The sequence below is a fragment of the Mesorhizobium sp. WSM3879 genome (assembly GCF_002294915.1).
Taxonomy (GTDB): Bacteria; Pseudomonadota; Alphaproteobacteria; order Rhizobiales; family Rhizobiaceae; genus Mesorhizobium.
In genome coordinates this window covers 511,694-524,481 of the sequence record NZ_NSFZ01000002.1, presented here as the reverse complement: position 1 = coordinate 524,481, position 12,788 = coordinate 511,694, and the positions used below count along the sequence as shown (strand labels likewise).

At 58.1% G+C, this 12,788-nt stretch carries 9 protein-coding genes; 6 read left to right on the top strand and 3 right to left on the bottom strand.

Annotation, left to right across the window (positions count from 1 at the left end; all coding sequences use genetic code 11):
- The first annotated feature begins 98 nt into the window (after nt 1-98).
- The 6 genes from CK218_RS05900 (at nt 99) to CK218_RS05875 (ending at nt 6,045) form a co-directional block, all read left to right on the top strand.
- On the top strand, nt 99-1,229 hold the full coding sequence (locus tag CK218_RS05900; protein ID WP_095827143.1) for a DegT/DnrJ/EryC1/StrS family aminotransferase: 1,131 nt from the start codon (nt 99-101) through the stop codon (nt 1,227-1,229).
- Nucleotides 1,226-2,164 (top strand): glycosyltransferase family 2 protein, encoded by a 939-nt coding sequence (locus tag CK218_RS05895; protein WP_210201058.1) that lies wholly within the window; start codon nt 1,226-1,228, stop codon nt 2,162-2,164. The genes CK218_RS05900 and CK218_RS05895 overlap by 4 nt, the downstream gene beginning before the upstream one ends.
- Nucleotides 2,161-3,111 (top strand): WxcM-like domain-containing protein, encoded by a 951-nt coding sequence (locus tag CK218_RS05890; protein ID WP_095827141.1) that lies wholly within the window; start codon nt 2,161-2,163, stop codon nt 3,109-3,111. Before CK218_RS05895 ends, CK218_RS05890 begins: the two co-directional genes overlap by 4 nt.
- Nucleotides 3,101-3,478, top strand: a complete 378-nt coding sequence (locus tag CK218_RS05885; RefSeq protein ID WP_095827140.1) for a GtrA family protein — start codon at nt 3,101-3,103, stop codon at nt 3,476-3,478. Before CK218_RS05890 ends, CK218_RS05885 begins: the two co-directional genes overlap by 11 nt.
- Nucleotides 3,475-4,986, top strand: coding sequence for a glucosyltransferase domain-containing protein (locus CK218_RS05880; RefSeq protein WP_179294434.1), 1,512 nt, complete (start codon nt 3,475-3,477; stop codon nt 4,984-4,986). The genes CK218_RS05885 and CK218_RS05880 overlap by 4 nt, the downstream gene beginning before the upstream one ends.
- A gap of 411 nt (nt 4,987-5,397) precedes the next feature.
- Nucleotides 5,398-6,045, top strand: a complete 648-nt coding sequence (locus CK218_RS05875; RefSeq protein WP_095827138.1) for a sulfotransferase — start codon at nt 5,398-5,400, stop codon at nt 6,043-6,045.
- 110 nt (nt 6,046-6,155) lie between these two features.
- Here the strand turns inward: CK218_RS05875 and CK218_RS05870 are convergent, their stop codons facing one another.
- From CK218_RS05870 to rfbB, 3 genes are all read right to left on the bottom strand, one after another.
- A complete protein-coding gene (locus CK218_RS05870; protein WP_143749602.1) occupies nt 6,156-10,460 on the bottom strand; it encodes a glycoside hydrolase family 99-like domain-containing protein in 4,305 nt (1,434 codons plus the stop codon).
- A gap of 182 nt (nt 10,461-10,642) precedes the next feature.
- Nucleotides 10,643-11,620, bottom strand: a complete 978-nt coding sequence (gene rfbD / locus CK218_RS05865; RefSeq protein WP_095827136.1) for a dTDP-4-dehydrorhamnose reductase — start codon at nt 11,618-11,620, stop codon at nt 10,643-10,645.
- The gene (rfbB, locus tag CK218_RS05860) at nt 11,617-12,783 is read right to left on the bottom strand and encodes a dTDP-glucose 4,6-dehydratase (RefSeq protein WP_245434936.1); all 1,167 of its coding nucleotides are present in this window, start codon (nt 12,781-12,783) and stop codon (nt 11,617-11,619) included. The genes rfbD and rfbB overlap by 4 nt, the downstream gene beginning before the upstream one ends.
- Nucleotides 12,784-12,788 lie beyond the last annotated feature (5 nt).

Here is a 12,788-nt window from a genome sequence, read left to right as displayed (position 1 = left end):
GCAAGATTTACAGATGCGCTATGTTAGCAACAGCTTAACTTGCAGAGTTTTACCGCGCGAGCACGCTGGAACGAAGAAGCCACGCTATTGAGTTGTTGATGACGAAGCCAAATGCCGTTCCGATGAATGATCTCAAGCGATTGTACCAGCGCTACGAGGTCAAGATCGCGCGCGAAATAGCGAGAACGTTACAGTCCGGATGGTGGCTCAATGGCGCGACAGGAAAGCGATTTGCCGCAAACTTTGCGAAGTTCGCAGGGGTCTCCGATTGTATCCTTGTCGCCAACGGAACGGACGCCCTGGAACTCGCCTTGCGCTCGGCCGTCGGACTCAACGATGCGCGTGGACGCGAGGTGATCATGGCCGCCAACGCCGGGGGGTATGCCAGCTGTGCCTGCTGGCACAACGACCTCATTCCGCACTACATTGACATCGAACCAGCCAGCCAGCTTGTGAGCATCCAATCGGTGCTGGACGCGGTGAGTACTGACACCGCCGCGATCGTTGTTACCCACCTTTACGGCGGTGCAGTCGATGTTCGCGCTATCCGGGCAGAACTTATCAATGCCGGCATGTCGCACATACCAGTCATCGAGGATTGCGCCCAGGCACATGGCGCTCGCATCCGTGGTGAAATGGCCGGATCACTTGGGGATATCGCCACTTTCAGCTTTTATCCGACCAAGAACCTGGGCGCGATGGGTGACGGTGGTGCAGTCCTCACCTCGGATTCAAGACTGGCGGAGCGCGTTCGTCAGCTTCATCAATATGGCTGGAGCTCCAAATATCATGTGAGTTTGCCCAGAGGGCGCAATTCCCGCATGGATGAGCTCCAGGCCGCGATTTTAGATGTTCTTCTTCCGCATTTGGACAGTCGCAATGAACAACGTCGCGCCATCCTTGACCGCTTCAAGGCTGCTACTGGGCGCCGGCTGAAATTCCTCGACGGCGGCGACGGCGCCGTGGCGCACCTCGCGGTCCTGCTCTGCGACGATCGGGACACATTCCGGACGTTCATGAAGGAGCGCGGCATCGATACCGATGTCCACTATCCCGTGCTCGATTGCGATCAGCCCGGTTGGGTGGATCTGCCGATGAAAGGAACTCACAATCTCGCAATCTCCAGAGCAAGCATCGGTCGTCTTTGTTCCGTCCCATGCCACCCGGACATGACGAATGACGAGATAGTGCAAGTGTGCAAGGCCCTCGGCGAATGGGAGGCAATGTGACGGCGCGCTCTATCGTTTTTCCCATCTATCGAAACGAGGCGAATATCTCTGCCCTGCTGCAGGCCGTTGCCGGTTTTCATGACAGATACCAAGGCGACATCCAGTTTGTCTTCGTTGTTGATGGATCGCCAGATGCGTCCGGCGCGCTGCTGGCCACGGCTTTGAAGGAATCGGGGCACGATTATAAGATCATCTTTCACAGTCGGAATTTTGGCTCCTTCACGGCCATTCGGACCGGGCTTGAGCACGCATCGGGCAAATATGTGGCCGCAATGGCGGCCGACCTTCAGGAGCCACCCGAACTCATCGTCGAATTCTTTTCGATATTGGAAAGAGATGGAGCAGACGTCGTCTTTGGCAAAAGAGCGGGGCGAGACGATCCGTTTTTGACACGGTTTCTCTCACGAGTTTTCTGGGGAGTTTACCGCAGACTGATTTTGCCCAGCATGCCTAGCGGCGGTGTCGACATTTTCGCCTGCAACCGCCAGGTGCTCGAAGCGATCCTGTCAATCGAAGAGCCGAACAGCTCGCTTGTCGTGCAACTCTTCTGGGTAGGATTCAGGCGGGAATTGGTGCCGTATCACCGCCTCGGAAGGGAACATGGGAAAAGTGCCTGGAGCTTGGGGCGCCGCCTCAGATATATGATGGACTCGATCTTCTCGTTTTCGGACTTTCCGATAGTTCTTACACTCTGGGTGGGGATCGCAGGCTGCATTCTCAGCCTTATGTTTGCTGCAATAACCGTCATTGCGCGCCTGATGGGCAGGATTGATCCGGCCGGATACACGACGCTGGTGCTGCTTATCGTGGGATTTGGATCGGCGATCCTTGCGGTGCAAGGCATCCTTGGCTGTTACCTTTGGCGGGCGGTTGAAAATACCAAATCCCGCCCATTGCGGATAGTAAGCCGCATCGTCGACGGAACCTCCGCATGAGCGACAAAACTTTTTTTGTTCATGATCGCGGCATTTGCGAAAGCACGCGCGTCGGCGCCGGCACACGCATATGGGCATTTGCCCATGTCCTTCCTGGTGCCGTGATCGGCGCGAACTGCAATGTCTGCGATCACGTCTTCATCGAGAATGATGTGACGGTCGGTGACGATGTGACGATAAAGAGCGGCGTTCAGTTATGGGACGGCGTCCGACTTGGCGATCGCGTGTTCGTCGGTCCGAATGCCAGCTTCACCAACGACCGGTTCCCTCGCTCGAAACACTATCCGGAAGCGTTTCTCCAGACGGCTGTCGAGGACGACGCATCTATCGGCGCGAACGCAACGATCCTGCCGGGCATAACCATTGGTCGCCACGCGATGATCGGTGCCGGGGCCGTGGTGACCAAGAACGTTCCGGCCAATGCGGTGGTGGTCGGAAATCCTGCCGTCATCATTGGTTATCAGACAGGCCCGCAAGTCGAACCCGTGGTCACGCAAGCCATCCCGGGGGCATCCGGCGACAGGAAGCCGCTTGGCGTCGGCGGATGCGAGCTCTGGCGATTGCCGCACTTCAGCGACCTCCGCGGAGAACTCGCTCCACTCGAGTTCAAGGATAGCCTTCCCTTCAAGCCGTTGCGTTCCTTCCTTGTCTACGGTGTTCCTTCTGACAAGGTCAGGGGGGAGCATGCGCATCGCCAGTGCCACCAGTTCCTAATCGCCGCTCACGGCCGGCTCTCCGTGGTAGTCGATAACGGTCACGACAGAAAGGAGGTGTCGTTGGCAGATCCCTCCATTGGCCTGTACCTGCCGCCCGGAATATGGGGTATCCAGTACAAATTTCAGCCGGATACGGTCCTGCTGGTCATGGCCTCGCATCCATATGACGGGGACGACTACATCAGGGATTATTCGGTTTTTCTTTCCACGGTCAGGCCATATGACTACTGACCAGGTGGGCTCGGACGCGATCCGCTTTCTAGTGGCCGGTGGATTGAACACCGCGCTGACCAGTCTCATCTACTTCGTCGGTCTGACTGTGCTTCCGTCAGCTATTTCCTATATGATTGCCTGGCTGCTAGGCCTCGCATTCGTGATGGTGTTCTATCCCGATCGGGTCTTTCCCGGCGGGCGTGCCGGCTTCGCGGACCGGCTGGCGGTCGGATCGTCGGCCGTCGCAGTGTTCGTGGCCGGGTTGGCGACCCTTCATTTTCTCGAGCGAGTGCTGCAAAGCCGAACAGCAGCATTCTTTGCAACGCTGGCCGTCACGACGATGCTAAACTTCCTGGTTTCTCGATGGATACTTCGCAGACAATGATGATACGTCCCGCTACGATCCGGGCGTCTATCAATCTCTTTGCGATCTTTGTTGCAATGTACTTTTCCGAGCTTGCCTCCTTTTCGCTTTCCATCGACGAAGAGGTGGCCGCCTTCAGAACCGATTCTTCGATCTGGATTGCTCAGGGACGTTGGGGGGCCTACCTGATCGAGAGGTTCCTTATTCCAAATCCGGTAATGCCGTTGCTGGCGCCGGCGATCTTTGGCGCCGGTTGCGTTGCCGCTTATCTGCTCGTTATGGACGCCATCGGCAAGCACGAGCTTTCCGTCACCGAATATGCTTGCTTCGCGATCTTCTGTGCCTTCCCGACGTGGTTCTTCATCGTCGAGTTCTACTCCAACATCGCTGCGGTCGGGATCGGCATGGCTGCCAGTGCCCTTGCGATTTGGCTGATCAACAAGAAGGATATCCCCGCAGCTGTTTCGCGCTTCCTCGTTGCGGTCGCTGCCGGCGGTTTTGCGATCTCAATCTATCAGAGTTTCGCACCGGCAATCCTGGTATTGGGCATTGCTGTCTGCGTTCTGCAGGCCCGGGCCGGCATTGAGAGATCGCTGCCGACAGACCTGACCCGAGTCGGCATTCTGGTAGCAGGCTCGGCGATTTTCTACGCCGTCGGCAATGCAATTTTCAAATCGTTCACTTCCAAAAGAAGCGAGTATTTCGAGTCGCTTTTCCAGCCGGGTTTCCTTTTTCAGCATCCGATGGTGGTGACGGGCCGGGTGCTGGAAGCGATGGGAGGCGCGCTTGGCCTCGACCGTGGCATTTATGGTGTCATTTTGTGGGCAGTTCCGCTGCTGCTGGTCCTCGGCGGTTGGACGCTTTTCAAGGAATCCTCACGCACAAGGTTGCTGCTGCTCGCAGCCGCTTTGGTCTGCCTGTGCATTCCTTTCGGCGTCCACGCCCTGGCCGCTGGCGTCATGCCCGTCAGAAGTCTCGTAGGTCTGCCGATAGCGGTCTGGCTCTTCGTCTACCTTGCGGTGACAAGCGGCAACGCCAGGATCAGGATCCTGTCGGCGATCCTGCTTGGGGTGGTAGTCTTCCAGATCCAGGTAATCCAAAACAATCGCCAGGCGTCCAGCTATCTTGTCGACAAGCACGATACACTCCTGGCCGCAGCTATCTACGACAGGTTGGCGGCGACGCCCGGCTTTGACGCCAAGCGCTCATACGCCGTAAGCGTGTTCGGCGGCCTGCCGTTTGCCACCCAATATCCGAGGCCCCCGAGTTCAACCGTCGGATATTCATTCTTCGAGTGGGACGGCGGCAACCCCTGGCGCATCACCTCCTATATGAAACTGCTCGGCTATTCTAATCTGGACGGCACTACGGATCAGCAAGTCGATCAAACAATTGTTCGACTTTCAACGATGCCTGTATGGCCCGCGCCTGGCAGCCTGGAAATAGAGGGCGACATTGTATTGATCCGGCTTGGCGAGACCCCGAGCTACGCAAACCAACAGGCACTCGCAAGGGTGGCCAACCGCTGAAGGGCGCGGCAAGCCTCACATGAATCCCTTCAATGCCGTGCGAGTTGATTACGCCGCTGAGATTGTTTTGATTGACAATGCCAATGTCTGTGCCGGGTACCGAGCCGAAACGTTGCGGGTCGAGCGCACTGGGAACCTTGCGAAACGTTGTCGCTGAATTCGCTGAAAAATCACGATCTGCTAATGACATTGCGGCTTCCGTGATCGATGCTGTTGGCCTCGGCTGAGGTCGATTCTATGACGATCATTCATGTCAGAGTCTGCCAGGCTGGGTACGATCGCTGCTTCGAACCTTCTCACTGACCGCAGGCTACATCTTGAGAAAACCAAGGTGCCCCGCCAGTAGAGCATGAAGGAGGATTCGCCCACGGCAGATTGTTGGGCAGATAGCTGTCCCGCTGCGAGGATACAATGAATTTTGATTTTGTTTTTATCGTTACTTATGGACGATCGGGCTCAACGCTGCTCCAAGGCATCCTAAACGCTATCCCTGGCGTGGTTATCCGCGGCGAGAATGCCGGTACCCTTCATGGGCTTGCACAAGCCTGGCATGCTGCAAAGACTGCCCAGGAACTCTTTTCCTTTGAAAGCTATAAGACCACCAGCCCATGGTATGGCGCAACCTTTATGGACGTTGACACCTTCGGAAAAGATCTTGCTGCCAGCTTTATTCGGAATGTTCTGAGGCCGCCTTCATCTGTTCGCACCACAGGCTTCAAAGAGATAAGATATAATTTGACCGCTGAAGAACTAGCGATTGACTTTGAATTCATCCGCCGCTTCTTTAAGCACTGCTCATTTATTATTAATACGCGTGATATTTCTGCAACAATTGCCAGCAGTCAAAAATCCAAACACGGGATTAGTGAGGAAGAGCTATTGGACGCCGACAGACTTCTTCGACAAGTAGCAGAATCGTTGTCTGACGACATCTTCCATGTTCACTATGATGACTATCGAAATGACCTTAGCCGCCTTAAGCCGCTATTTGATTTTCTTGGGGCTACATTTGATGAAAATACCTTGCGAAATATCCTGTCAACCAAACATTCAATGTAGCCGCCTGTATTCGAATCCGATTCCAGTTTAAGACTTGGAGTGTTTATCCCCTGCGACATCCCACTACTAGCTGAATTCACCTCGCCCTCAACTGTCCCAACCTTCCGCCTCTAGGGCATCGCCAAGCCAAATTGCTTGTGCAAGCGCTGCACATATGCAGTTGCCGCAAGCCGTGCCGGCTCGCCAAGGTGGAACCGCTCGATCGTCTCGATTTGCACTTTGGCGATTTCCTGCAAGTGCCTAACATCGAAACGGGTGACGCTTGACTCATGCCGGCGATGCGAGTTGAGCGGCTGCGGATGGAACGCGATCCCCCCCTTCTCGAGCAACCGCAGGTATGCAACCCAGTCGCCGGCATCCCTGTAGGAAGCGATCTCTTCGAGCCCCCCGCCAAGAACCTCAAGCAGCGGTTCTCGACGAAACAAAACTGCGCTGACGTTAGGAATCGTGTTTTTGAGGTATAGAGCTTCGGTTACTTCCTGACGCCCATCCATGACGTAGGGTTTGGTCCAGCGAGACCGGTCGATATCGGAGACATATTCGAGATAATGTTCGCTTAGTATCCGCCCGTCGCCGCCCATCTGCCGCGATTGGCAGTAGCTCAAGACCACGTCCTCACGTTCGAACGCGGGCAGAAGTTTTTCCAGAAAGGCGGGGTCGGCGAGATCGTCCGCTTCGGCGATCCACACGTAATCCCCCCGCGCAGCTTCGACGCCGCGCATCCACTGGCGGAATACCGAGCCTGAATTCCGATCGTTCCTGATATGCTGGTTGGGGATCTCGCAATTGGCCAAAACCCGTTCGATGACTTCGACACTGCCATCCGTCGAGGCGTCATCAAGCACAATCAGCTCATAAGGTCGAACGGTCTGTGTCATGATCGAACCGAGTCGTGCTTCCAGGTATCGAGCGTAGTTGTAGTTCGGCACGACGACAGAAACCTTTGGCAAGGGCTTTCCGGCATAGGACAGCAAATCACGAAGGTAATCATTGAAGCCGAATTCCTGACGAACGATCTCTCGTCCGGTCCGTGCCAGGCTCTCAGCTTGGTCTGGATCGTCGAGGAGGTTGAAAATGGCTCCGGCCATCGCATCCGTATCGAGCTTAGGTACAAGGATGCCGCAATCGCGCTTCAGCAAATCCTGAAAACCGCCAGCGCCCTCGAAGGCGACGACCGGAAGTGCTGCATCGAGAGCTTCGAGCACCACTGAAGGGAACGGATCTTCACGCGAAGCCAAAGCATATATGTCGGCCGAGAAGTAGTAATCTCGTGGGTTGTCGACCAATCCGACAAAGATAAATCGATCTTCAAGCCTGGCATCCCTTACCCGCTGCATTTGAGTCGCTTGCAGCGCGTTGTCTACGTGGCCCACCCAAACGGCTGCCACATCCGGCTTGGCCCTCATTACTTTGAGGCATGCATCCACAAAGAGATCCAGCCCTTTGCGATGGTCGCCATACCCGGCGCACAAGACAATGCGGTCGTTCGCCTGTAGCCGCAATTTCGCCCGAACCGCGTCGCGAAGCCGACTGCGGTCGTCTTCGCGGTAGGACGCACGCAGGTAAAGGCCCTGCGGTCTGACGATCGACTGATTGACTACCTCACCGACAAATTCCTCAAATCCGGTCTTCACGACCTCGGCCGGGAAAACAACTCTATCTGCGCTCCTAACGATAGCCGATGCGGCATCGGTAAGACCATAAGAACGCAGTAGTCCCGGCAACTCATGGATCAGCGAAACTGTCCGGAAGCCTGCCTCCTTCAAGACAGGGACCAAGCGGCCGGATACGGTCGTGTTGATCATGGCGACCTCGGCGCCGGCGCTGCGCATTGCCTGGAGTTTTGCGAGCAGGCTTTCCCCAGGCTGACCGGCGAGGTCTATGCGGTGAACGGTTGCGACTTCGGCGAAGCGCGGCAGCATCGGCCCGTCGCCCAGGACGATCATGTCGACGTCGAATCCCAGCGCCCCCAGCTCGCGCGCTATCGCCAGAGCCAGATATTGGGCTCCATGCGGATGGGCGTCGTGGGAAACGACCACGATCCGGGGCTTGGATTTCCCGTTCGCCGCCTCCAACGCATCACGGGTTGCCTGCAGGTAAGCAAAACCGTTGGCGGCGTCCGGCTCCAGATGCGCCCCTTCCGCCCATTCGTTCCAAGCGTTGACGAAGACCAGCCGCTCGCTCGGTTCTTCGACATGAGCCAACGTGTCGTCGATCGCGTTCTTCAACCATGCGCGGTAGAGTTCCGGGGTGTTGTTGATGAATACGGCGCCGCCATGCCTGCGACGCGCGGTATTGTCCCAGCCCGGGCAAACCGACCGAAAGAGTTTGTACTCGCGAGGCGGGTAGTTCTTGCTGCGTTCGGGAAAAACCGACCAGTCATAGACGGTCGAGTCAAAGTCGTCGTTCAACGGCGTCACCAAATGCGTGACATTGGGGGGCGCCGACCTGTTCGGTGGGAATTCTACGGCGGAATCGAACCCGTATCGTTCGGGCGGCACGAATTCGAAGGATTGCGTATAGGCGAGAAAAATTTCGCCTATGCCATCCTCCCGGCACCACTTTCGCCAACGTTGGACAGTCTCCTCCGCGGCCGGAAGCAGGCTCGGGCGGTAAACGAGCAGAAGCGGCTTGCCATCGATACGAATATAGCGGGGGTCGCGCAGATAGGGCGCGACCTCGGCGATGAAGCCAAGGTCGTCATCCGAGGAATGGTCCTGAGCGATCAGGATCTCATGGTCGAGCCCGTCCCATCGGCGAGACCAGTTCTCGTTTGCCCAGCACAGGCAGAACGGCAGGTCCAGGCTCCGGTCGGCGAGCCAGTTTTCAAGCGGCTTCTCCAACAGCCTCTTGCCGCCAAACCAGTAGAAGTAGAAGCAGAAGCCTTCGACGCCGTAGAGCTTCGCCAATTCGACTTGGCGGCGCTGCACGGCCACATCGCGCAGATCGTAGTAACCGAGTTCGGCTGGCACATGCGGCTGGTGATGACCTACAAATTGCGGCTGCGCCGGCCCGACGTTGGTCCATTCAGTGAAGCCCTCTCCCCACCATTCGTCGTTTTCGGGAATTGGGTGAAACTGGGGAAGGTAAAAAGCGACCACGCGAACGGGCTTTTGCAGCAGCGGTCGGGCGTCGAGGCGCGGGACGTAGATGGCGCTGGGCGGCAAAACTGCGCCCTTCGCGCCGGAAGGCGACCGGCTTTCCCGCGTCCAGCTCGGCAATTGAAAACTCTTCCAAGCACGATAGGCATTGGTCGACGAAAAAAGCGCGGGAAATGCAGAGAATGCCGCACCCTTCAAACGCTGCTTGATCCGGGTGGACAAGGGTATTCGATGCCAGGCGAAACGGGCCGTTTGCGCCAGCGTTCTGCGAGCGCCGCCAACACCGTTTCTGGTTCCGCTCATTCCGAGCCTCAAGGCTCTCAACGGGTGGGTCAGGCGCCAGGAGGTGCTTGTGTAGACTGCATCGAGAACGTCGTGCAGTCGCTTCTCTTCCGAACGAGCGCTGTCGCGATCGGCAAGCAGCGAGTTCGACGCCGCTTCCATGGCCGAAAGCTGCGCCCGAAGGAGTTGGGCTTCCTGTGTCTTCTCGGCGACTTCGGCTTTGGCGTGTGCCAGTTCGACCTCGCCGATCATTATCTTTTCTCGTGCTTCCGCGATCTGGTCAGCGAGCGCCTTAAGCCCTGCAGCAGTTTGGCCGACAGATGCTCGTGTTTCGATGATCTCCTGCTCAATTGTCACCGACCGTAGTGACCATGGATTTGCGGCCTGGTTGGCAGCCACTACCGCCGCGCCGTCCAAGCTCAGGATGCTCTGCTCAGCCTGGGCGTCGCGACCGACTACGTGGCGGGAGCCCAAGATATTCTGCTCATGGGGTCGCTTGGTTATGACGCAGAGCGAATTCAGGAATTCAATGGAGTGGATGGACGCGAGCGCGAATTCATCGATCGCAATTTCGTAGCGATTCGCGAAGACATTGAGAGCATCGGCTCGACTACGATCCAGTCCCCAGTGCTCGTGGTTGATCAGATCGAGCAGCCGTTTAAAAAACGAGAGTGAGGAAAGCGGATCATAGAGGCCACCTTCGAAGTCCTGCCAATAGCTGGTATGCAGATCTTCAACAATGAACGTGCCACCATCCGCAAGGTTAGGGAAATATCTAGCGAATGTCCTTATCACGTCGGAAGATTTGTGCGATCCGTCATCTATGATGACGTCGAATGTCCCGGACCTTTCAACAATTCTCCGCTGGGTGTCGTCTAAACTGACATCGCCGACGATCACGCCGACTCTCGCGTCATCAAAACGCAGCAGACCGCAATTCTGATTTATGTCGCAGCCCAAAATGAGCTCGGCTTGCGGAAAATACCTACTCCATATCTCAAGTGAGCCGCCGTTCTGGACACCGATTTCCAAGATCCGAATTGGGCTGTTCCGATACTTTGAAAGTATCCGATCATACTCAGCTAGGTAAAGCGACCATTTGTCGGAAACTTTGCCCTCATGCATCTCATAAAGACGGCGCAGTGAGAATGTCCGACTCCTGGGTTTCGCAACGGGCCTCCGTTCGCCGCTTGCCGGCGAGGGTGTTGACATCGTCATCGCTGGAAGTCGTCCTCGACTGTGGTCGTGCCGCTTGGAACCGGCTTCGGCAAAAGGTCCATTGTGCTGCGTTTCGATGGAAAGCCCGAGCCACGGCCATCCCCCACGCAACGAGCAATCACGGTCATCGCGGAAGATTGGCACTCCGGCGCCGTCCACCCAAACACCCCCGCAAACTTCACGCTCGACAGCCGCGAATTGGCCGGCCGCCTTGCCTTGGTTGGATAATCCACTGTCGCGATATCGCGCACGCGCGCATACGAGCCACCAAACGCCCGGCTTGTGTCGAGGATGTGACGGGCAAAGCCGCTCCAGTTGGTCTCGCCGCTGCCTGTCAGATGGTAGACACCGAAGGCGGCGAAATTCTTGTCGTGTCGCAGCCTCGCCGCCGCATGCAGGATGGCGTCGGCGATGTCGAGCGCCGAGGTCGGATTGCCCCATTGGTCGGCGACGACCGAAATCTCGTCGCGGTCGCTAGCTAGCCTCAGCATCGTTTTGACGAAGTTCTTGCCGAACGGGCTGTAGACCCAGGCGGTGCGCAGGATGAGGTGGCGTGGGTTGGCCGCCGCCACGGCCTTTTCGCCGGCGAGCTTGGAGGCGCCATAGACGCCGAGCGGGGCGGTCGCGTCGGTCTCGACATAGGCGCTGTCCTTGGCGCCGTCGAAGACATAGTCGGTCGACAAATGGATGACGGGAACGCCGAGCCCTGCTGCCGCCTCGGCCACCTTGCCGGCGCCGGTGGCGTTGACCGCGAAGGCCAGGTCCTTCTCGTCCTCGGCCTGGTCGACGGCGGTGTACGCGGCGGCGGAAACGACGATGTCGGGCCTTGCCGCTTCCAGCGCCGCGAACACGGTGTCGGGCCGCGCGAGGTCGAGCGCCGGGCGGCCGACGGCAACGACCTCGACATCCTTGCTGCCCCGCTCTATCAGGCTGGCGGCAACCTGGCCCTCGCGTCCGGTGACGGCAAGCCTCACGCGGCGCCCTCCCTGGTCTGGGCCTTCCCGTTTCCGACCTTCCTGGCCGGGCTGTTTTCGATCGCCGCGTCTTCCATCGGGCCGTTCTCGATCGGGCGGTTTTCCATCGGACCCTGGCCCAGCCGCTCGCCATTGTAGCGCTGCTCGCGGATCGGGGCCCACCACCATTTGTTGTCGAGATACCAATCGACCGTCCTCGCCAGGCCGCTGTCGAAATTCTCCCGCGGCGCCCAGCCGAGATCGCGCGCGATCTTGGAGGCGTCGATCGCGTAGCGGCGGTCATGACCGGGGCGGTCGGTGACGAAGGTGATCAGGTCGCGGTAGCTTCTGCCGCCGGCGCGCGGGCGCCTCAGATCGAGAAGATCGCAGATCGTCTCGACGACGCCGAGATTGGTGCGCTCGGAGTTGCCGCCGACATTGTAGCTCTCGCCCGGCCGCCCTTTCGTCGCCACGAGTTCCAGCGCGCGGGCGTGGTCCTCGACGAACAGCCAGTCGCGCACATTGGCGCCGGCGCCGTAAACCGGCAGCGGCTTCTCGTCGAGCGCGTTGAGGATGACCAACGGGATGAGCTTTTCGGGGAAATGGTAAGGGCCGTAATTGTTCGAACAGTTGGAGAGCACCACCGGCAGGCCGTAGGTCTCATGCCAGGCACGCACCAGATGGTCGGACGCGGCTTTGGACGCGGAATAGGGCGAGGACGGCGCATAGGGCGTCTCCTCGACGAACATGCCGCCGTCGAAGGGAAGGTCGCCGAACACCTCGTCGGTCGAGACATGATGGAAGCGGAAGCCGGCCTTTCGCTCCCCCGACAGCCCGCGCCAGTAGTCGAGCGCGGCGTTCAGGATACGGTAGGTGCCGACGATGTTGGTCTCGATGAAGGCGCCGGGGCCGTCGATCGAGCGGTCGACATGGCTCTCGGCGGCGAGGTTCATGACGATGTCGATGTCGTCGCGGCGCAAAATCTCAAGCACCGCTCGCTCGTCGCAGATATCGGCCTGCTCGAAACGGTAATTATGCGCATTCTCGATCGGCCTGAGCGAAGCGAGGTTGCCGGCATAGGTCAGTTTGTCGAGATTGGTGATGCGGTGGGCCGGGTTGGCGCACAGATGCCGGCAGACGGCCGAGCCGATGAAGCCGGCGCCACCGGTGACCAGGAAATTCATGCCGC

Coding starts and splice junctions, on each gene's coding strand:
- CK218_RS05900 (WP_095827143.1), top strand. CDS start 99: ATGACGAAGCCAAATGCCGTTCCGATGAATGATCTCAAGCGATTGTAC.
- CK218_RS05890 (WP_095827141.1), top strand. CDS start 2,161: ATGAGCGACAAAACTTTTTTTGTTCATGATCGCGGCATTTGCGAAAGC.
- CK218_RS05885 (WP_095827140.1), top strand. CDS start 3,101: ATGACTACTGACCAGGTGGGCTCGGACGCGATCCGCTTTCTAGTGGCC.
- CK218_RS05880 (WP_179294434.1), top strand. CDS start 3,475: ATGATGATACGTCCCGCTACGATCCGGGCGTCTATCAATCTCTTTGCG.
- CK218_RS05875 (WP_095827138.1), top strand. CDS start 5,398: ATGAATTTTGATTTTGTTTTTATCGTTACTTATGGACGATCGGGCTCA.
- rfbB (WP_245434936.1), bottom strand. CDS start 12,783: ATGAATTTCCTGGTCACCGGTGGCGCCGGCTTCATCGGCTCGGCCGTC.